General features: G+C 63.0%; 17 protein-coding genes. 8 read left to right on the top strand and 9 right to left on the bottom strand.

What is annotated here, in order from left to right:
* Positions 1-516: a 2-amino-4-hydroxy-6-hydroxymethyldihydropteridine diphosphokinase gene (folK, locus tag ABLE85_RS05045; protein ID WP_348791612.1), complete on the top strand. Its 516-nt coding sequence runs from the start codon at positions 1-3 to the stop codon at positions 514-516.
* Positions 517-558: 42 nt separating this feature from the next.
* Here the strand turns inward: folK and ABLE85_RS05040 are convergent, their stop codons facing one another.
* On the bottom strand, positions 559-1,110 hold the full coding sequence (locus tag ABLE85_RS05040) for a DUF924 family protein (protein ID WP_348791611.1): 552 nt from the start codon (positions 1,108-1,110) through the stop codon (positions 559-561).
* Positions 1,107-2,957: a monovalent cation:proton antiporter-2 (CPA2) family protein gene (locus ABLE85_RS05035; protein WP_348791610.1), complete on the bottom strand. Its 1,851-nt coding sequence runs from the start codon at positions 2,955-2,957 to the stop codon at positions 1,107-1,109. Before ABLE85_RS05035 ends, ABLE85_RS05040 begins: the two co-directional genes overlap by 4 nt.
* 259 nt (positions 2,958-3,216) lie before the next feature.
* On the opposite strand from ABLE85_RS05035, the gene ABLE85_RS05030 reads away from it, so the two are divergent.
* Positions 3,217-3,483 carry a hypothetical protein gene (locus ABLE85_RS05030; protein ID WP_348791609.1) on the top strand — a complete coding sequence of 89 codons (267 nt, stop codon included), beginning with the start codon at positions 3,217-3,219 and terminating at the stop codon, positions 3,481-3,483.
* Positions 3,484-3,553: 70 nt separating this feature from the next.
* On the opposite strand, the gene ABLE85_RS05025 is transcribed toward ABLE85_RS05030, so the two are convergent.
* From ABLE85_RS05025 to ABLE85_RS05010, 4 genes are all read right to left on the bottom strand, one after another.
* Positions 3,554-4,072, bottom strand: coding sequence for a hypothetical protein (locus tag ABLE85_RS05025; protein ID WP_348792108.1), 519 nt, complete (start codon positions 4,070-4,072; stop codon positions 3,554-3,556).
* Positions 4,073-4,212: 140 nt separating this feature from the next.
* Positions 4,213-5,307 carry a TIGR01620 family protein gene (locus ABLE85_RS05020; RefSeq protein WP_348791608.1) on the bottom strand — a complete coding sequence of 365 codons (1,095 nt, stop codon included), beginning with the start codon at positions 5,305-5,307 and terminating at the stop codon, positions 4,213-4,215.
* The gene (locus ABLE85_RS05015) at positions 5,304-6,779 is read right to left on the bottom strand and encodes a YcjX family protein (protein ID WP_348791607.1); all 1,476 of its coding nucleotides are present in this window, start codon (positions 6,777-6,779) and stop codon (positions 5,304-5,306) included. The genes ABLE85_RS05020 and ABLE85_RS05015 overlap by 4 nt, the downstream gene beginning before the upstream one ends.
* Positions 6,780-6,884: 105 nt before the next feature.
* Entirely contained in the window at positions 6,885-7,388 is a 504-nt protein-coding gene (locus ABLE85_RS05010; protein WP_348791606.1) for a histidine phosphatase family protein, read from the bottom strand.
* A 286-nt stretch (positions 7,389-7,674) separates the two neighbouring features.
* On the opposite strand from ABLE85_RS05010, the gene dksA reads away from it, so the two are divergent.
* Positions 7,675-8,091 (top strand): RNA polymerase-binding protein DksA, encoded by a 417-nt coding sequence (gene dksA / locus ABLE85_RS05005; RefSeq protein ID WP_348791605.1) that lies wholly within the window; start codon positions 7,675-7,677, stop codon positions 8,089-8,091.
* 170 nt (positions 8,092-8,261) lie between these two features.
* Here dksA and ABLE85_RS05000 read toward each other — a convergent pair whose 3' ends face one another.
* Positions 8,262-9,101: a hypothetical protein gene (locus tag ABLE85_RS05000; protein WP_348791604.1), complete on the bottom strand. Its 840-nt coding sequence runs from the start codon at positions 9,099-9,101 to the stop codon at positions 8,262-8,264.
* A gap of 229 nt (positions 9,102-9,330) precedes the next feature.
* Between ABLE85_RS05000 and ABLE85_RS04995 the strand changes: the two genes are divergently transcribed.
* The 5 genes from ABLE85_RS04995 (at position 9,331) to ABLE85_RS04975 (ending at position 17,449) form a co-directional block, all read left to right on the top strand.
* Positions 9,331-11,937 carry an ATP-binding protein gene (locus ABLE85_RS04995; protein ID WP_348791603.1) on the top strand — a complete coding sequence of 869 codons (2,607 nt, stop codon included), beginning with the start codon at positions 9,331-9,333 and terminating at the stop codon, positions 11,935-11,937.
* Positions 11,938-12,082: 145 nt separating this feature from the next.
* Positions 12,083-12,724, top strand: coding sequence for an ATP-dependent Clp protease proteolytic subunit (locus tag ABLE85_RS04990; RefSeq protein ID WP_348791602.1), 642 nt, complete (start codon positions 12,083-12,085; stop codon positions 12,722-12,724).
* Positions 12,725-13,019: 295 nt separating this feature from the next.
* A complete protein-coding gene (clpX, locus tag ABLE85_RS04985) occupies positions 13,020-14,291 on the top strand; it encodes an ATP-dependent Clp protease ATP-binding subunit ClpX (protein ID WP_209708478.1) in 1,272 nt (423 codons plus the stop codon).
* Between the two features lie 282 nt (positions 14,292-14,573).
* On the top strand, positions 14,574-16,988 hold the full coding sequence (gene lon / locus ABLE85_RS04980; RefSeq protein ID WP_348791601.1) for an endopeptidase La: 2,415 nt from the start codon (positions 14,574-14,576) through the stop codon (positions 16,986-16,988).
* Positions 16,989-17,176: 188 nt separating this feature from the next.
* Positions 17,177-17,449: an HU family DNA-binding protein gene (locus ABLE85_RS04975; RefSeq protein WP_348791600.1), complete on the top strand. Its 273-nt coding sequence runs from the start codon at positions 17,177-17,179 to the stop codon at positions 17,447-17,449.
* 115 nt (positions 17,450-17,564) lie between these two features.
* Here ABLE85_RS04975 and ABLE85_RS04970 read toward each other — a convergent pair whose 3' ends face one another.
* Both ABLE85_RS04970 and ABLE85_RS04965 read right to left on the bottom strand, forming a co-directional pair.
* Entirely contained in the window at positions 17,565-17,828 is a 264-nt protein-coding gene (locus tag ABLE85_RS04970) for a glycine zipper domain-containing protein (RefSeq protein WP_348791599.1), read from the bottom strand.
* An 83-nt stretch (positions 17,829-17,911) separates the two neighbouring features.
* Entirely contained in the window at positions 17,912-19,444 is a 1,533-nt protein-coding gene (locus ABLE85_RS04965; RefSeq protein WP_348791598.1) for a peptidase S10, read from the bottom strand.
* Positions 19,445-19,550 lie beyond the last annotated feature (106 nt).

The raw sequence follows: 19,550 nt of genomic DNA, 5'->3' as shown, positions 1-19,550 counted from the left end.
TTGTCCAACCCTAGCAGAGAGCGGGTCTATCTGAGCCTCGGGGGCAATCTCGACGATCCGGCAAAGACGATGGCGGCGGCGTTGCGCATGGTGGACGCCGATCCCCAGACGGAGGTCGTTTCCGTCTCGTCGCTCTACCGCACTCCGCCGTGGGGCAAGCTGGACCAGCCCGATTTTCTCAATTGCGCCGTGGAAATCTCCACCAGCCGTTCACCGCGCGAACTCCTCGAACTTTGCCTGGAAGCCGAACGCAAGCTCAAGCGTGTCCGCCAGGAGCGTTGGGGGCCGCGCCTCGTGGACATCGACATATTGGCCTTCGGGGAACGTGTGATCCACGAAACGGGCCTCGAAGTGCCGCATCCGCGGCTTTTCGAGCGCGCTTTCGTACTCGTGCCGCTGACCGAAATCGCCCCGGACTTCGCAATTGGGGGCGAAAGCGCTTCGGAACGCCTGCCGCTCGTCGACCGCGCCGGCATCGAAAAGCTGCCTTCGGGCCGGGAGTGGTGGAAGGCCTGACGCACTCAGCCGCGGGCAGTGTTGAGGCCGCCGCGGGCGTCCTCAGCCCGAAAAGCCGCCCGAATCGAGGTAGGCCTGCTCTTCAGGCGTCGTCTCCCGGCCCAGCATCGAATTGCGGTGCGGGAAGCGGCCGAAGCGCTGGATTATGTCACGGTGCTCTAGCGCGTACTGCATGTAGGACTCGTCGATCAGCCGCCGCGTGAGTTCCACCGAGAGGTACTGGTCCGACAGGTTTTCGGAATGCTCGAACGGCAGGTAAATGAAGGCTCGCAAGTCCGGGTCCACCTGCTCGTCATGCCCGGCTTCGATGGCTTTCGTCGCGAAATGCCGGGCAAGCTGATCGGTGGCATACATGTGTGCGGTCCCGCGAAAACAGTTTCGGGGGAACTGGTCGAGCAGGATCAGCAGGGCAAGCGAGCCTTCGGCATGCTCGGCCCAATGGTCGAGCTCGCGTCGTGCTGCGGCAAAATGCAGATGGCGGAAGCGGTCGTGAAATGCGGCGTCGAAGGCGTGATCCTTCTCGAACCAGCGGTCCGGCCCGGCGTCGAGCCAGAAGTCGACCACTTCGGCGGGACCGAGTTCAGTTGTCGTCATCCGTCCTCTCCTTCTTTCCTCACGGCTGATTTGCCAAGCACCTGTTCCGTTTCCTTGTCCATCGCGCGGCCAGGGCGCCGAGGCTGGGTCAGCGGGGCCGGCACCGGCATATTGCCCTTGAAAAAGCCTCGCCCGGCTTGCAGGCCGCCCACAAGCTGCGCATCGAGGCGTGCCGCATCGCGCTCACGCACATCCGCGATTGTGTCCGCGGCTTCTTCGCGGTCTACACCCAACTGCTCCAGCGTGGCTTGGCCGAATGCGAGCGCCGACTCAAAGGTCTCGCGCATCTGGTAGTCGACGCCAATCTGGATCAGGTCCATTGCGGTGCCGCGGTCGAAGGCGCGGGCCAACACCGTGACCAGCGGAAACTCGGCCTGCATCTGCTCGGCGATCTTGACTGCGGTCTGGCCCTTGTCGACGCAAATCAGCACGGCGCGCGCACGGCCCGCGCCGGCCGTTTGCAGGATGTCGAGCCGGGTACCGTCTCCGTAGTAGACCTTGAAGCCGAAGGTGGCGGCCGCCTTGATCATCTCGACGTCGTTGTCGATGATGGTGACGTCCACGCCCCGAAGCAGCAGCGGCTGGCTGGCGATCTGGCCAAAACGTCCGAAACCGATGACCAGGACCGAGCCGCTCAGATCTTCCGCGACATCGACGCCGTCGAGGCTCTGCTCGACTTCCGGGGTGAGATAGCGCAGGCCGACGAGGGCGAGCGGGGTGAGAACCATCGAGAGGATGACGATCGCGGTGAGGATAGCGTTCGCTTCGCCGTCGATGATGCCCACGGCCATTGCCGACGAATAGAGCACGAAGGCGAACTCGCCGCCCTGTGCCATGATCACCGCACGTTCCACCGCGATCTGCTGGCTAGCCCCGGTGATGCGCGCGACGAGATAGACGCCGGTCGCTTTGGCCATCATGTAAGCGAGCACATAGAAGGCGACCATCTGCCAGTTGTCGGCGACGATGCGAAGGTTGAGCGACATGCCCACGGCGAGGAAGAACAGTCCGAGCAGTATGCCGCGGAACGGCTCGATATCCGCCTCGAGCTGGTGTCGGAAGGTCGATTCGGACAGTAGCACGCCGGCCAGGAAAGCTCCCATGGCCATGGAGAGGCCGCTTAATTGCATGGCCAGCGCGGAGCCGAGCACGACCAGCAGCGCTGCCGCGGTCATGACTTCGCGGGCTTGCGAGTCAGCAAGGATGCGAAACAGCGGATTGAGCAGATAGCGCCCGGCGATGACGAGGCCAAGGATGGAGCCGATGCCGATGCCGATCTCCGTCAGCCTCGTCACCCAGCCCGTTTCCGCCTGCCCGGGTGCGACCGGCGCGAGGAACGCGACCAGTGCCAGCAGCGGCACGATCGTCAGATCCTCCATCAGCAGGATGGAGACGATGCGCTGGCCGCCGGGGGAGGAAATCTCTCCACGGTCTTCAAGGACCTGCATGACAACGGCCGTAGAGGTGAGCACGAAGCCCGCACCCGCCACGAAAGACTGCGCGACGGGAAATCCGGTCAGGAAGCCGACGCTGGTCAGCAGCAATGCGCATACGCTGACCTGGAGCACGCCGAGCCCGAAGATCTGCCTACGCATGCTCCAGAGCCGCGAGGGCTGCATCTCCAGGCCTATGATGAAAAGGAACATCACCACGCCCAATTGGGCGACTTTGAATATGGCAGCCGAGTCGTAGAAGATGCCCAGGCCGAAGGGGCCGATGGCCACGCCTGCAGCGAGGTAGCCGAGGATCGAACCCAGGCCGAGGCGCCTGAATATCGGGACGGCCGCCACACCGGCGGCAAGCAGCGCCACAACCTGAGGGAGTTCGCTGGAAGCCGCTGCGGCCATGCGTGATGTCCCGAATTTTCGAGCGCGACATGCGCTGGGCAATGAATGAGACAGGCAAGATAGGAGTTTGCGGCCCGCGCGAAAAGCCCGGATTAGCGGCAGATGCACCGCGGCGACCGGCGAAGGGGGTGTTGCCGGTGGTTTGTACATGCTGCCGTTGCAAAGCGGCATGGAGGCGGGCTAAGCCCAGCAGCGGCCGGCGGGCGCTTGAAACAAGCGGCGGATACGTTCCAGCCATTTTTCGAGGAGAGGTGAAGACGTGAAGAAATTTTCGCTGGTCGCGGCGCTTGCCGTGGCCCTGGCCGGATCCGCTTGTTCGAAGGCCCCGGAGTGCACCACCGAGACGCTGGCCAAGAAGGCGCAGGAGATGACGACCGCGCTTCAGGAGGTCGTAGCCAAGGACCCCGCCAAGGCCATGGGGCTGGTCGGCAAGGTGCAGCAGATCACCCAGAAATATCAGGATGCCAAGACCTCGTTGGACGCCTGCAGGGCCTATGACGAGCTGATTGCCGCGATCAAGGGCTGACGTCCCTCGCGCACGGTGGAAATGAAAAGGCCGGGCGCTGGGCCCGGCCGCTTCCCGCCGCGTGCCAAAGCTACTTGCGGGCGATGGCGCCAACGGCGCTATTGTCGACGCGCTTCAGGCTCATGCCGATTACCGGAACCAGTTCCTCGTCGACGCGCACCGAAACGGTCACGTTCATGGTGTTATCGTCGGGAATGCGCGCCTGCATCACGCCCTTGAGCTGGTTGCGGTTGAGCGCGAAAATGACCTTGTGCGCGTCAACGACGTTGCCCGAGACAATGTCCAGGCCCTTGCCGGCGGCGCCGTCCAGGAAGGTGCCCTTATACCCCTTGCTGCCACTGTGCTGCACTGTCGCCGACATCTTCTGGCTGAACACGCCGACCCGGCAGTCGCCATCCAGCGTCATGCCGACCTTGCCGTCGGGCGTCGAGCCGGTGAAGCTGCAGCTGAATTTGGTGCCCTTGTACTTGCCGGCAACGATTTCGCCCGGACCCACCCACTCGCCTTCGACACTCTCGAAGAACTTCTTGTCCCGCTCCGCGCCGCGAACGGCATCGGCCATGCTGGCGCTGGTGGTGGCGAGGGCCATTGCAGGCAGCAGGGGGAACAGGAACGCGCGTTTCATCAAGGGGTACCCAGCGACAAAGAAAGCATATTTACTATGTCCCCGGACCATGGACAAGATTGGTTAATGCTTCGTCACTCCGGGGGGCGTGAAACGCCCTGGGCTTAGGCTTCAGGCGCCGCTCGCTCAGGCTGCTTCCTTGTCGCGAACGAGGTCAGCGCCGACAGGAAATCACCCATCCCCGGACGGTTTACGGCGGTGAAGGGCAGGGGGCGAACCGTTTCCATGGCGGCGATGCCGATCCGGGCCGTCATCATGCCATTGACCACGCCCTCGCCAAGCTTGGCCGAAAGCCGCGCCGCTAGCCCATGGCCGACGATCTGCTGCACGAAACTGTCGCCCACCGCGATCGAACCGGTGACTGCCAGATGCGCCAGAACGCTGTTGGCCAGCCGGAAGAACCCGAGCGTGCCGGGGCGCCCGCCATAGAGCTCGGACAGGCGACGGACCAGGCGGCCGGCCTCGAAGACGACATAGGCGACATCGACCAGTGCGCGCGGGCTGATGGCCGTCACCAGCGAAACGCGCTTGGCCGCGTCGAGGATCAGGGTTTTGGCGCGTGCGTCGAGCGGGCTCAGAATCTCGGTTTCTGCCAGCCTGATCAGGTCGCGTCCATCGATGATGTCGTCGCGCAACTCGGCCAGCATGCGACGTCCGCCGGCGGTGTCCGGCTTGCCAGCGACAAAGGCGGCGAGCTCATCAACCACCGCGCGAGCGGCTTTCGGGTCGTCCCGGGCGATAGCGTCGACTGCACGGCGGCGCAGCTTCATCACCGAGGCCAGGCGAACCAGCGCCAGAAGCTCGCGCAGCAGGATCGCTGCCAGCGCGACGGCGCCGATCACCGCCACCCCGGCCGCCAGCCAGCCCAGCCATTCTGCGCGCTGGAAGAGGTCGCGAATGAGGCGGTCGGTCCACAGTCCGAGCGCAAGCGATACCAGCACGCCCAGCGCGCTCAGGAACACCGCGCCGAGCTTTGAATGACGCGGTGGTGCGGGCGCAGGCGGCGGCTCGCTGGCACTGATGTCTGGCTCGTCGAATATATCGACTTCGGCCGGTGTGACGATCGCAACCTCCGCCTTCATCGCGCGTGGCTTGCGCGGCGTTTCTTCGTGCGATCGCTTCGATGCCGACGGAGCGCTTTCCCTGGCCGGTTCTGGTGGCTCGATGCGGAAGGCTGCCGGTTTGCGCGGGGAAGTCATGCGAGGCGATCTCCGATCAGGAACTGCAGCGCGCGGTCGAGCCGGATATGCGGCAGCGACAGGGTAACGCCTTCGGCAGTTCGCTCGAGACGTGGCGGACGGAAACGCACGAAGCGAATGGAAGGATCCGCTTCGTCCTGGCGGTGATTGCTGTTTCCGATCTTGAATACAGATTCCGCTTTTGCCGGTAAGTCACCGGGAAATATGGCGGTTTCGGTTTTGCCGTCGAAAGTCTCTCCGGCGATCGTCTCCCCCTCGAGCGGAGTGCCGATGATGACCGGAAGCACTTCGCGGCCCTGCTTCACGGTACCCTCGCGGGTTGCCCGCACCGCCGCCATCGCCAGCACGTCGACGTCTGCGCCGGAGAGGTTGGCTCGCGCGGCCGCGCGCTCGGTCAACCGTCGCACGATTGCCTGCAGGCGGTCGTGGCTCTCGTGGTGAAGCTGGTCGGCCTTGGTGGCCGCCACCAGGATGCGGTCTATGCGCCGCGAAAAGAGATCGGTCAGGAGGTTGCCGCGCCCAGGCCGGAAACAGGCGAGAATCTCGGTGACGGCGCGCTCAAGATCGGCCATGGCGCCGGGGCCGGAATTCAGCGCCTGCATGGCGTCGATCAGCACGATCTGGCGATCGAGCTTGGCGATGTGCTCGCGGAAGAACGGCTTGATCACGTGGGTCTTGTAGGCCTCGTAGCGCCGTTCCATCATCGCATGGAGGGAGCCAGGGCGAGGGCGAGCCTCGCTTAGCCCAGGCAAAGGGGCGAAAGTCAGGGCCGGCGATCCATCCAGGTCTCCCGGCATCAGGAAACGTCCGGGTGGCAGCGTGGAGAGAGCCCGGTCGTCGAGCTTGCAGGCCTTGAGATAAGCCGCAAAGCTCTCGAACAACCCACGCGCCACCATCTCGTCGGCATCCGCATCAGGATCCACCGCTTGCGACGCCTTGCGCCAGGCTTCGGAGAGATCCGCGCGCACGGGCAAAGCAGCCATCTCGAACACGTCGTGCGAGAACTCGCGATAGGAGTTGCCCAGAAGAGGGAGGTCCAGCAGCCATTCGCCGGGATAGTCGACGATGTCGACGGAAAGTCTTCCGCTCGAAAACATGCGGTTCCAGCCGGATGCGGATTCATATTCGATTGTCAGCCGCAGTTCGGAGATGGCGCGGGTGGAGTCGGGCCAGACCCGGGCATTGATCAGCGCATCGACATGGTCCTCGTACTGGAAGCGTGGAACGGCGTCGTCGGGTTGTTCTTCCAGGAAGGCCTTGGAAATGCGCCCCGATTTCTGCGCCTCGAAGAGCGGCAGCCGTCCGCCATGGATGAGATTGTGCACGAAGGCGGAGATGAAGACGGTCTTGCCGGCGCGCGAGAGGCCGGTAACGCCAACGCGCAGTGATGGGGAGAATAGGTCGGTGGCCCGGCTGGTGAGTGTATCAAGCGCGATCCGCGCCTCGTCGGTGAAATTGGTCAGAGACGCCAATGGCTGCACCCCGCTCCGTGGATGCTTCCCGATATAGGCAATGAAATGCCGATTTGAAATGGTCGACGCCGCCGACTGGTCGCGCCGGAATACCCCGTCCCGTCGTCAGCTTTCCGGCGGGGTCAGTACGGCTTCGAGGTAGCCCTTGCCGGGGCTGGCCTCCGACAGGGCGCCCTGGAAGCGGATAACGGCGAGGCCAGACGTCGGAAATCCCGCATGAAGGGTTGCGCGTGCGAATTCTTCTCCCCTCGGTGCGAGCGCGACGGCGAGATCCTCCATCATGGGGTTGTGACCGATGACGAGCAGGGTCTCCACACTACCCACCCTTCGGATGATCGAGAGGTAGGTGGCGGCGTCGTTGCTGTACAGGTCGTCGTAAAAGAGGACGCGGCCGGTGTCCGCATTGCCGGCGATGCCTTCCAGCGTCTGGCGGGCGCGCACTGCGTTGGAACAAAGCGTGAGGTCGGGTACGTAGCCCTGGTCGCGCATGACGATCCCGGTCGCTTCGGCATCGACCACACCCGTCTCGTCGAGGGGGCGGTCAAAGTCGCGCATACCGGGCAGTGCCCAGCCTGCTTTGGCATGCCTGAGAAGAAAAAGCCTGCTCACAGCGCCCCCCCTCGTCTGGAATGGCTGCTTCCGCAAGCCGCACTGAGAGAGGGTTTAGTGGCGCGGACGCGATCGCGCAACATGGCCCAGGAAGTTAGACGACCCGTTGCGCCGGTGCAGTTCTAAATTTCTGTCATATTGCCGCGATATGAGCCCGCGCAGATTGCTCGGGCTGCAACTAACAATAGCGCGAGCATTGAGTCGATTGCGCTTGTGCGGTCATCGAACGGTGAATATATAGGCGCAAAAACCGGATAACGGAAAATCGGGTAATGGGGTGAGTCGAATGAACGATCTCGTTGATGCCGCTTACGTTCCCTCGGAAGACGAACCGTTTATGAATGAGCGGCAAAAGGCCTACTTCCGCCAAAAGCTCACCACCTGGAAGAGCGACATTCTCCGCGAAGCTCGCGAAACACTAGAAATACTTCAGCAGGAAAACGCCAACCATCCCGATCTCGCGGACCGGGCGTCCTCTGAAACGGATCGCGCCATCGAACTCCGGGCACGCGACAGGCAGCGCAAGCTGATCTCCAAGATCGACTCCGCACTCCAGCGCATCGACGAAGGCACCTACGGGTTCTGCGAGGAAACCGGAGAGCCCATCTCGCTCAAGCGGCTGGACGCGCGCCCGATTGCGACCCTGTCGATCGAGGCGCAGGAGCGCCACGAGCGCCGCGAGAAGGTCTACCGGGACGATTGAGGGCAGCGAAGCCCGACATCAAACCAGATATGAAAAAGGCGGCTTCGGCCGCCTTTTTCATATCTGAAATCCGTCTTGTGCGTGAAGCCCCGTCATGCCGAGAGCGCGTCCGCTGGCACGCGCGGCACCAAAGCACAACTGACGGATGAGGAGGCGTTAGGCGTCGAGGGTTACCGCTTCTGGCTCGAAAGCTCGCCAAGGAGTTTGGCCATCTCGTCGTCCAGGGATACCTCGGGTGCCTTGTCGTCCTGATCGCTGTCGCCGAACGCGACATCGAGCTCCTTGAGGAGCGATTCATCGATCTCGTCATGCTGCGGAGATGGCAGCGCAGGTTCCGGTGCGGGTGACGGCGCTTGCGGGGCCGGAGCCGAAACAATCGGCTCCGGCCGGACAGGTGCGGGAATCGGGGCGCTCAGGGGCAGGCGAGGTTCCGGCCTCGGGGCGGGAGCCGGGGCCGGGGCCGGTCGCGGCGGCATCGGCTGAGCGACGACGGGCGGTATCGGCGAATGGGTGGCGGCAGGCGCCGGCTGCGGCGCATAGGCCTGCATCGCGGGCTGCACGGGTGGCTGCGGTGCCGCAGTGGGCCTCTGCATCGGAGCGGGCTCCGGCGCGCGGGGCTGTGGCGCAGGCCGAGGCGTGGGCTGCTGATCGAGCGCGCGCGGACGGGGCGCCTGCTCATGGTTGCCCTCGCCGGCAAGCGAAGGACGGCGCTGCTGGGTCAGCCTGATGTCGCGTTCGATCACCAGGTCGGTCGGGCCGCCGATCAGGAGCAGGTGCTCGATGTCGTCGCGGCGTACCAGGATAAGGCGCCTGTGGCTGTCGACGGCGGTGGCGTCCATGACCGCCAGTCTCGTCTTGCGGTTGCGTCCGCCCGCGACGAAGGTTCCGAAGGTCAGGCTTCTGACCAGCTTGATGATGACCAGGACGATCACAAGCAGAATGAGCGCGGCGAACGTCCAGAGGAGCGCCGAAGTGTATCCAGGCCCAGCCACGTTATCCAACCATTCCATCGTATGAGTCCCCAGCCTCGTTATGTCGCCATGCGCGACAGTAGACCGCCGGACGTGATATTCGCAAGTTTCCCGTGGCGCTCATAGGCGCTGAAATGTGTCGCGCATGGCAGAGCCCGGTTTTTATCCGAGCTTTTTCAGGCTAGGCCCTATGCGCATTTGACAGAATGTGATTCAACGCTTCGGTGCATTGATACCGCAGAGCCGGGGAAAATTAGGCAAGAGACGCATGGCCAAGGAAACGCGCGGCGATTTTTATCCGGTCCCGATCGTCGACCAGAACACGCGTCCCGGCGCGATAGTGCGCCTTGTCATATTCATCGTGGTGCTCACGGTCGCCGCGATCGTGTTCGGCATTTTCCGCGAGCGCCTGGGGGATCCCTTCCTGCTCGGCATGCTCGGTGTGCTGGCGATGATCGGTGTGGCCTTCCTTTTTGCTTCCGCGATCGGCTTCGTTCAAATCGCGCCGCGCTCGACTACCGACGAATTGTCCAAGGCGTTCGTGGATTCGATGTCGCAGGGCCTTATCGTCACCGACACCAGGGGCAGGGTGGTCTACGCCAACCGCGCCTATGCCGAGATGACGGGAGCAACCACGGCCGCGGACGTGAAGACCGTGGAAGCGCTTCTGTCGGACATTCCCGAGGCGTCGCCCACCATCTATCGCGTCGCGTCGGGTTTGCGCGACGGGCAGGCCGGGGACGGCGAATTCCGCCTTCCGCAGGCCGTTCGGCCCGGCGCCGAGCCGGGCGCGCGCTGGTACCGGGTGCGGGGGCGCGCCTTCAACGTGCCGGGGCAACGGCAGCCGCTGCTGGCCTGGCAGCTGGCGGACATCTCCAAGGAGCGGGCGGAGCAGGAACGCTTCTTCCTGGACCTGCAGAAGGCCATCGATCATCTTGACCACGCACCCGCGGGTTTCTTCTCCGCCGACCAGGAAGGGCGTGTAACCTATATCAACGCGACGCTGGCCGAGTGGCTGGGTGTCGATCTCGCCAGCTTCACGCCGGGCGCGATAACCCTGCGCGAGATCATCGCCGGCGACGGCATGGCGCTGGTGCGCTCGGTCAAGGCGGATCCGGGCACGACCCGCAATGCCGTGATCGATCTCGATCTGGCAACGGCGACGGGCGAAGCGCTGCCCGTGCGCTTCATGCACCGCGTTTCGGCAAGCCGGGAAGGCGTGAGCGGTCCCAGCCGCACCATCGTGCTCAACCGGACGCAGGGCGAGGACGCGTCCGCCGAGCTGCGCGCGTCGGAAGTGCGCTTCACGCGCTTCTTCAACTCGACCCCGATGGCCATTGCCGGCGTCGACAAGGATGGCCGCATCCTGCGCACCAATGCGCCGTTTCTGTCCTTGTTCTCGACGGTGGTCGATCGTGACGCGGTCGATCGCCGCGTGCGACTGGACTCCGTCGTGCATGAACGGGACCGGCCGGCACTGGCCACGGCGCTGGAAAAGGCGCGGCAGCGGCAGGCGGACATCGCACCGATCGAGACGGTTCTGCCGAACAACGAGGAGCGCCATATCCGCGTCTACGTCAATGCAATCGCGGACGGAGCAGGCGAAGAGGGTGCCGAGGAAGCGGCGATCGTCTATGCGGTCGAGACCACCGAGCAGAAGGCGCTCGAAGGCCAGATGGCCCAGAGCCAGAAGATGCAGGCGGTGGGGCAGCTGGCGGGCGGCATCGCGCACGACTTCAACAACGTGCTGACGGCCATCATCATGTCCTCGGACCTGCTGCTGACCAATCACCGGCCGTCGGACCCCTCCTTCCCCGACATCATGAACATCAAGCAGAACGCCAATCGCGCCGCCTCGCTGGTGCGCCAGCTGTTGGCCTTCTCGCGCAAGCAGACGCTGCGGCCGGAGGTTCTCAATCTCACAGACGTGCTGGCCGATCTGCGCATGCTGCTGGCGCGCCTTGTGGGCAATTCGGTCTCGCTCAAGGTGGATCACGGCCGTGATCTGTGGCCGGTGAAGGCCGATGTCGGTCAATTCGAGCAGGTGATCGTCAATCTGACCGTCAACGCACGCGACGCCATGCCTAACGGCGGTGATCTGACCATCCGTACCAAGAGTGTCACGGCAGAGGAGTGCAAGGCCTTCGGCTATCGCGAACTCGTGCCGGCCGACTACGTGGTGGTCGAGGTGGAAGACAGCGGCACCGGCATCCCGCCGGACGTGCTGAAGAAGGTGTTCGAGCCGTTCTTCACCACCAAGGAGGTGGGCAAGGGCACTGGCCTCGGCCTCTCAATGGTGTACGGCATCGTCAAGCAGACAGGCGGCTTCATCTACTGCGATTCCGAAGTCGGCAAGGGCACTGTCTTCCGCATCTTCCTGCCGCGCCATATTGCCAGTGTCAGGCCTTTGCCGGAGGCCGCGGGCGTGCAGTCTGCGGCGGCAGAGGTCAACGGCGCAGTCGCGGCTCCCGCCGTCAAGGCCCCCGACGCTGCGCGCGACCTTTCCGGCTCGGCAACGGTTCTGCTCGTCGAGGACGAGGACGCGGTGCGCATGGGTGGCATGCGAGCGCTGACCTCGCGCGGCTATACGGTTCACGAGGCCTCGTCGGGCGTCGAGGCGCTCGAAGTCTATCGTGAGCTGGACGGCAAGGTGGACATCGTGGTGTCCGACGTGGTCATGCCGGAGATGGACGGGCCGACTTTGCTGGGCGAACTGCGCAAGCTGCAGCCGGACATCAAGTTCATCTTCGTGTCGGGCTATGCCGAGGATGCGTTTGCGCGCAACCTGCCTGCCGATGCGCAATTCGGCTTCCTGCCGAAGCCGTTCTCGCTGAAGCAGCTGGCGACCGTGGTCAAGGAAGTGCTCGAAAAATAGCACCGGCGGGTGCCGCGCCGATGCGGCGCGGCGATCCGAGGTCGGCCTTGCACAATGGCAGGGCGGCATCCTATTTATCGGGAAACGTTCAATCGCTGATTCTGCCGGCTGGCGCCGGAATCCCATCCTGACAAAGGGACTGTTTATGAAGAACCCCGTGGAAACCGCAATGAACCTCGTGCCGATGGTCGTCGAGCAGACCAATCGCGGCGAGCGCGCCTACGACATTTTCTCGCGGCTTCTCAAGGAGCGCATCATCTTCATCACCGGCCCGGTCGAGGATGGCATGGCGACGCTGGTTTGCGCGCAGCTACTCTTCCTCGAGGCGGAAAACCCGAAGAAGGAAATTTCGCTCTACATCAACTCGCCGGGTGGCGTTGTCACCAGCGGCATGGCGATCTACGACACCATGCAGTTCATCAAGCCGGCGGTTTCCACGCTGTGCATCGGCCAGGCGGCCTCCATGGGCTCGCTGCTGCTCTGCGCGGGCCACAAGGACATGCGCTTTGCCACGCCGAACGCCCGCATCATGGTGCACCAGCCTTCGGGCGGCTTCCAGGGGCAGGCTTCCGACATCGAGCGCCATGCCCAGGACATCATCAAGTTGAAGCGCCGGCTGAACGAGGTCTATGTCAAGCACACCGGCAAGGACTATGACACCATCGAGCGCACGCTCGATCGCGACCACTTCATGTCCGCTGATGAAGCAAAGGCCTTCGGTTTGATCGACAAGGTCATCACCTCCCGCGAGGCGATCGAAGCGCCCGAGGCAGTCCCGTCGAAGTGATGGATGGTGGCCAAAGCCGGGTATGACGCAGTTTTGACTCGGCTTGCGGCATTTCTGTCACAATTTACTGTTCCCTCGACGGGGGCTCCGGCCTACGTTAAAGCTATATTGAGTTTCGGCGGCTTAGCTTCCCGCAAAGGCGCCGTGATTTGGCTGTATCGCTTTTGCGGCCTGTTGGGCACGTGGAGGAGCGGTACGGATGCCAAGGCGTCGGCAGCGGGCGGATTTCCGCCACGAATTGTGTATGAGTTCAGCCAGAATACCGGCCGGGCAGCACTGAAAGGACTTGGAAAAGATGAGCAAGGTCAGCAACGGCGGCGACTCCAAGAACACGCTCTATTGCTCGTTCTGCGGCAAAAGCCAGCACGAGGTGCGCAAGCTGATCGCCGGTCCGACGGTGTTCATCTGCGACGAATGCGTCGAGCTCTGCATGGACATCATCCGCGAGGAGAACAAAACCTCGATGGTGAAGTCGCGCGAGGGTGTGCCCACGCCGCAGGAAATCCTCAAGGTGCTGGATGACTATGTTATCGGCCAGCCCTACGCGAAGCGCGTTCTGTCGGTTGCCGTGCACAACCACTACAAGCGCCTCGCGCATGCCTCCAAGAGCAACGACGTCGAACTGGCGAAGTCGAACATCCTGCTGATCGGCCCGACCGGCTGCGGCAAGACGCTGCTTGCGCAGACCCTTGCCCGTATCATCGACGTGCCCTTCACCATGGCCGATGCGACGACGCTGACCGAGGCGGGCTATGTCGGCGAGGATGTCGAGAACATCATTCTGAAGCTGCTGCAGTCGGCCGACTACAATGTCGAGCGTGCCCAGCGCGGCATCGTCTACATCGACGAGATCGACAAGATTTCGCGCAAGTCCGACAATCCGTCGATCACGCGTGACGTGTCGGGCGAGGGCGTGCAGCAGGCACTGCTGAAGATCATGGAAGGCACGGTCGCCTCTGTGCCACCTCAGGGTGGCAGGAAGCACCCGCAGCAGGAGTTCCTGCAGGTGGATACGGCCAACATCCTGTTCATCTGCGGTGGCGCCTTTGCGGGCCTCGACAAGATCATTTCCGACCGCGGTCGCAAGACCTCCATCGGCTTCGCTGCCACGGTGGCTTCGCCGGAGGATCGCCGCACCGGCGAGTTGTTCCGTCAGGTCGAGCCGGAGGATTTGCTGAAGTTCGGCCTGATCCCCGAGTTCGTCGGCCGTCTCCCGGTTCTGGCGACGCTGGAGGATCTCGACGAGCCTGCGCTGATCCAGATCCTGACCGAGCCTAAGAATGCTCTGGTCAAGCAGTATCAGCGCCTGTTCGAGATGGAGAATGTGGAGCTGACCTTCCACGAGAACGCTTTGTCGGCGATCGCCAAGCGTGCCATCGAGCGCAAGACCGGTGCTCGCGGCCTGCGCTCCATCATGGAAGCGATCTTGCTCGACACCATGTTCGAGCTCCCCGCCCTCGAGGGCGTGCAGGAAGTGGTGATCTCCGAGGAAGTGGTGACCGGCAGCGCCCGGCCGCTCTACATCTATTCGGAGCAAAAGGAAAAGAAGGGCAACGTCAGCGCGTGATTGCGCTCCCCGCCCAGACAACACAACGGCGCCGCGAGGCGCCGTTTCCTGTTGGAGCTGCCGCTCCGAAAGACGAATGCCTGTCCGCAGTCAATGAATGAGCACGGTTTCGTGCTTTACCCTTGATCTTTGTTTGCCGTGCATCCAACTAACGAACTGAAGGCCGTGGACTTATTCCGTGCTGAAGCCACTATGCAAACGGTGGTAGGCGGAACGGTACGCGGCCGTTAATATGAGATTCGCGGTTGGCCAAGGTGCGGCCGCGACATGAAAGGTTAGACAATGGCCAAAACAACCAGGTCTTCCGGCGACGGCGTCTACGCGGTTCTTCCACTGCGCGACATCGTTGTATTTCCGCACATGATCGTGCCGCTCTTCGTCGGGCGTGAAAAGTCGATCAAGGCGCTGGAAGAGGTCATGGGCGCAGAGAAGCAGATTTTGCTCGCGACCCAGATGAATGCAGCGGATGACGATCCCGAGCCGGATGCGATCTATACGGTCGGAACGCTCGCCAACGTATTGCAGCTTCTGAAGCTTCCGGACGGCACTGTGAAGGTGCTGGTCGAAGGCGCTTCGCGTGCGCAGATCACCGGCTTTACCGATCGCGCCGACTTCCACGAAGCCACGGCTACCGCGCTCTCCGAACCCGAAGAGGAGGAGATCGAGATCGAGGCGCTGGCGCGTTCGGTCATCGCGGACTTCGAGAACTATGTGAAGCTGAACAAGAAGATTTCGCCCGAGGTTGTCGGTGCGGCCAGCCAGATCGACGACTATTCCAAGCTCGCCGACACGGTCGCCTCGCATCTTGCGATCAAGATCCCTGAGAAGCAGGAGATGCTCGGCACGCTTTCCGTGCGCGAGCGGCTTGAAAAGGCCATGGGCTTCATGGAAGCCGAGATTTCCGTGCTGCAGGTGGAAAAGCGCATCCGCTCGCGCGTCAAGCGCCAGATGGAGAAGACGCAGCGCGAGTACTACCTCAACGAGCAGATGAAGGCGATCCAGAAGGAGCTCGGCGAGGGCGAGGACGGCCGCGACGAGGCCGCCGAGATCGAAGAGCGCATCAAGAAGACCAAGCTTTCCAAGGAGGCCCGCGAGAAGGCGGAGGCCGAGTTGAAGAAGCTGCGGTCGATGTCGCCGATGTCGGCCGAATCCACGGTCGTGCGCAACTATCTCGACTGGCTGCTGTCGATCCCTTGGGGCAAGAACTCCAAGGTCAAGCATGACCTGAAGCTCGCCCAGGAAGTGCTGGACCACGACCACTACGGTCTCGACAAGGTCAAGGACCGCATCGTCGAATATCTGGCCGTCCAGAGCCGGCAGAAGAAGTTGAAGGGGCCGATCCTGTGCCTCGTCGGCCCTCCCGGCGTGGGCAAGACCTCACTCGGCAAGTCGATCGCCAAGGCGACCGGGCGCGAGTTTGTGCGCATGGCGCTTGGCGGCGTGCGTGACGAGGCCGAGATCCGCGGTCACCGCAGGACCTATATCGGCTCGATGCCCGGCAAGGTCATCCAGTCGATGAAGAAGGCCAAGAAGTCCAACCCGCTCTTCTTGCTCGACGAGATCGACAAGATGGGCCAGGACTTCCGTGGCGATCCGTCTTCGGCGCTGCTTGAGGTTCTCGACCCGGAACAGAACTCCTCCTTCATGGATCACTACCTGGAGGTCGAGTACGATCTGTCGAGCGTCATGTTCGTGACGACCGCCAATACGCTGAACATCCCTGCGCCCCTGATGGACCGCATGGAGATCATCCGTATCGCCGGTTACACGGAAGACGAGAAGGTCGAGATCGCCAAGCGGCATCTGCTGTCCAAGGTGGTTCGCGATCATGCGCTGCAGCCGAAGGAGTTTTCGGTCAGCGAGGACGCCATTCGCGGGATCATCCAGACTTACACGCGAGAAGCCGGCGTTCGCAGCCTGGAGCGCGAGCTGATGAAGCTCGGGCGCAAGGCCGTGACCGAGATCATCCGGACCAAGAAGAAGTCGATCAAGGTCACGCCCGATAACCTCTCGGACTATCTCGGCGTGCCGCGCTTCCGCTTCGGCCAGGTCGAGGCGGACGATCAGGTCGGTGTCGTCACCGGTCTGGCGTGGACCGAGGTCGGCGGCGAGTTGCTGACGATCGAAGGCGTCATGATGCCCGGCAAGGGCAGGATGACCGTCACCGGCAATCTGCGCGACGTGATGAAGGAGTCGATTTCGGCTGCGGCATCTTATGTCCGCAGCAGGGCTATCGACTTCGGCATCGAGCCGCCGCTGTTCGACAAGCGTGACATTCACGTACACGTTCCGGAAGGCGCCACGCCCAAGGACGGCCCGTCGGCAGGCGTGGCCATGGCCACGGCAATCGTCTCGGTCCTGACCGGCATTCCGGTTCGGGCAGATGTGGCGATGACCGGCGAGATCACGCTGCGGGGCAGGGTCCTGCCCATCGGCGGCCTGAAGGAAAAGCTGCTCGCGGCTCTCCGCGGCGGCATCAAGAAGGTGCTGATCCCGGAAGAGAACGCCAAGGACTTGGCGGAGATTCCGGACAACGTGAAGAGCGGAATGGAGATCGTTCCGGTCAGCCGCGTCGGCGAGGTTCTGCGCCACGCCCTAGTGCGGATGCCCGAGCCGATCGAGTGGGTCGAGCCCGTGGAGGCCCCGGCTTCCAAGGCGGAAGCGGTGGACGAGGCAGGCAAGACGCTCGCTCATTGAGGCGCCCTTGGGGCAATTTTGACAAAGACAGGGAAAGCCGGGCCTTGCGCCCGGCTTTTTCGTTGAAAAACCGCAGAATTCCAAGGGATTTCGGACTTTCCGACTTGGTTGCGGCTGATGTTCTTCCTAAAGTTCCATCCTTGCCGGTTGAGTCTCATGTCCCGGTTTTCTCATGGAAGGAAATTTTTATGAACAAGAACGAATTGGTGTCTGCCGTCGCCGAAGCTGCGAAGCTCTCCAAGGGTGATGCGCAGTCCGCCGTCGAGGCGGTGTTTTCCGTCATCACCGGCGAATTGAAGAAGGGTGGCGACGTTCGTCTCGTCGGCTTCGGAAATTTCACCGTATCAAAGCGGGCCGCCTCGACCGGCCGCAACCCGCAGACCGGCGCGGAAGTTCAGATCCCCGCCCGCACCGTGCCCAAGTTCACGGCTGGCAAGGGTCTGAAGGACGCTGTGAACTAAGCTATCGGTCACGCCGAGTACCGAAAAGCCGGGCCGCAAGCCCGGCTTTTCAATTTTGCGGCCTTTGGCGTCGGCCCCCGAATTGCAGGTCGGGCCGTAGCGATTTTTGTCTCGGTTACCAGTAGCCGCTCGGGCAGGGGGCAACGTATCGGTAGCCGCGACTGTTGCGATAGAAGCACCGTCCGCGTTCGCTCGCTCTGCCGATGAGCGCTCCGGTCGTTGCGCCAATGGCGCCGCCAACGAGCGCGCCGCCGACATCATTCGACACCGCGCCGCCGATTACCGCGCCGCTGACGCCGCCGACGAACGCGCCTCTCTCGGTCTGGGTGCAGCCCGCGAGCGCTGCCATCGTAATCATCGCAATGACGGTGTTGCGCATTTTCATGCTCCCTCAAAAGTGATCAATGGACATCAACACCCCGGGAAGCCGATTTGTTCCGAGGATAGCTCCGCTTGGCCGGCTCAGTGCGGGGCTTGGTAAAGCTCGGCCGCAACCTTCTTCAACGCGCTTCGGCTATCGGGTCTGAAATACATCATGTGTCCCCCTTGCAGCACGTCCACGCGGATGGGCTTTGCGCCGCGAAGCGAAGGGAGTTGGCCCGCGAGATAGGCCGAGATCAAATAGGGGGTCACGAGGTCGGTGTAGCCGTTGACAATCAGCACGCTCATTGCCGGATTTAGCGAGCGTGCCTGCTGAAGGTCGTCCATCACGCCGGCGTAGCCTTGGCGGGTCGGGTTGATCCCAAAATCCCATTTGCTGCTGATTTCGCGGTTGAGAACGCGATAAGTCAGATCCGTGCGGAAGTTCAATTCGTCACGCACGTATCTGACGAAGGCAGATCCGAGTACCGGCACGCTGCGGTCAAGTACCGGGTCGGGGCCGACAAGTCCGGCACTGTTCGGAACGATATCTGCCGTTTCAATCGTGCCGTCATAGGGGCTGAGAACTTCGTCGTATTTGCGCGCGAACTCCTTGGCGAACAGCGCGGTCGGAATGCGCGCAAAATTTCGTTGGACGAGTTCGAGGGGCAGGCCGGTGATTTCAGCGACGCGCATGCTGGCCAGACGCCCGCCTTGCTCAAGTCCGCGGGAGAGCGCGACGAGATAGTCGCCGAGCGCGTAGCGCTCGACCTCGGCCAACTGTACCATGAAGGCGGAGCCGGTTATGCCTTCGCTGCGCAAGCGCACGGCCGCCAGCGAGGGAAGCTCAAGCGCCCAGTGAAGCGGTTGGAATTCGTCGGGACGAAGGAATGCGAACTCAAGCGCCGGCGAGATGAGCACGATCCCGCTCGGGCTGATGCCGACATCTTCCTGAAGCGTGTTGGCAAGTAGCGCGACGCGAAACCCGCCGTAGCTTTCGCCTGCAAGGAAGACCGGTGATCCGGTGCGGCCTTCCTGTGCAAGATAAAGCCGGATGAAGGCGCCCATCGCCGAGGCGTCCTGTTTGACGCCCCAAAAACTGTTCGCCTCCTGGCCAGGCGCTTCGCGGCTGTAGCCGGTTCCGACAGGGTCCACAAAAACAAGATCGGTCATGTCGAGCCAGGTGCTCGGATTGTCCAGCAATCTTTGCGGCGGGGGCAGGAAGCCGCCATCATCGGCCGTCGCCACGACGCGCGGACCGAGCGCGCCGAGATGGAGATATACGGAGGCCGCTCCCGGGCCGCCATTGAACACGAAGGTGATGGGGCGCTGGGTATCCGGTTCCCGGTTTGCCTCGGGGTGAAGTGCGTAAGCGACATAGAATATTTGAGCGGTGACCTCGCCCTTGCCGGACAGCAACGGCAGGGTGCCGGCCTTGGCCTGATAGTAAAGCGTGCGCCCTGCAGCCTTGATCAGGTGCTCGGAGGTCTGCGGGGGCGGGAGGAGCGACAAGATCCCTCCCGAGGGAGCCGGCCGCTCGGGCGCCGGCCGCTCGGCTGTCTCCGCCAGGGCCGATTGAATGCCGCCGATCAGCAGCAACAGAACAAGGGCGATCTCGTGCAGCCTGATGCGCATGTTCCCTCCAGAGCGGACGGCTTGCTCAAACAGCTACAATACCGATCGCTCGGCAAAGGTTGCAGGACCGTGGAGGCGGAACGAACTGCCTACCTGAAAGAACCCC

Source organism: Mesorhizobium sp. KR1-2, from assembly GCF_040045035.1.
Taxonomy (GTDB): domain Bacteria; phylum Pseudomonadota; class Alphaproteobacteria; order Rhizobiales; family Rhizobiaceae; genus Pseudaminobacter.
Note: the sequence above shows the minus strand (reverse complement) of the source record. Positions and strands in the feature narration are given on the sequence as shown.

Bases quoted from the DNA above. Each gene is read 5' to 3' on its own strand.
- ABLE85_RS05035 (WP_348791610.1), bottom strand. From the start codon at position 2,957: ATGGCCGCAGCGGCTTCCAGCGAACTCCCTCAGGTTGTGGCGCTGCTT.
- ABLE85_RS05000 (WP_348791604.1), bottom strand. From the start codon at position 9,101: ATGGAATGGTTGGATAACGTGGCTGGGCCTGGATACACTTCGGCGCTC.
- ABLE85_RS04970 (WP_348791599.1), bottom strand. From the start codon at position 17,828: ATGCGCAACACCGTCATTGCGATGATTACGATGGCAGCGCTCGCGGGC.
- ABLE85_RS04995 (WP_348791603.1), top strand. From the start codon at position 9,331: ATGGCCAAGGAAACGCGCGGCGATTTTTATCCGGTCCCGATCGTCGAC.
- ABLE85_RS04990 (WP_348791602.1), top strand. From the start codon at position 12,083: ATGAAGAACCCCGTGGAAACCGCAATGAACCTCGTGCCGATGGTCGTC.
- ABLE85_RS04975 (WP_348791600.1), top strand. From the start codon at position 17,177: ATGAACAAGAACGAATTGGTGTCTGCCGTCGCCGAAGCTGCGAAGCTC.
- ABLE85_RS04965 (WP_348791598.1), bottom strand. From the start codon at position 19,444: ATGCGCATCAGGCTGCACGAGATCGCCCTTGTTCTGTTGCTGCTGATC.
- clpX (WP_209708478.1), top strand. From the start codon at position 13,020: ATGAGCAAGGTCAGCAACGGCGGCGACTCCAAGAACACGCTCTATTGC.
- lon (WP_348791601.1), top strand. From the start codon at position 14,574: ATGGCCAAAACAACCAGGTCTTCCGGCGACGGCGTCTACGCGGTTCTT.
- dksA (WP_348791605.1), top strand. From the start codon at position 7,675: ATGAACGATCTCGTTGATGCCGCTTACGTTCCCTCGGAAGACGAACCG.
- ABLE85_RS05025 (WP_348792108.1), bottom strand. From the start codon at position 4,072: ATGGCCCTCGCCACCACCAGCGCCAGCATGGCCGATGCCGTTCGCGGC.
- ABLE85_RS05040 (WP_348791611.1), bottom strand. From the start codon at position 1,110: ATGACGACAACTGAACTCGGTCCCGCCGAAGTGGTCGACTTCTGGCTC.
- ABLE85_RS05020 (WP_348791608.1), bottom strand. From the start codon at position 5,307: ATGACTTCCCCGCGCAAACCGGCAGCCTTCCGCATCGAGCCACCAGAA.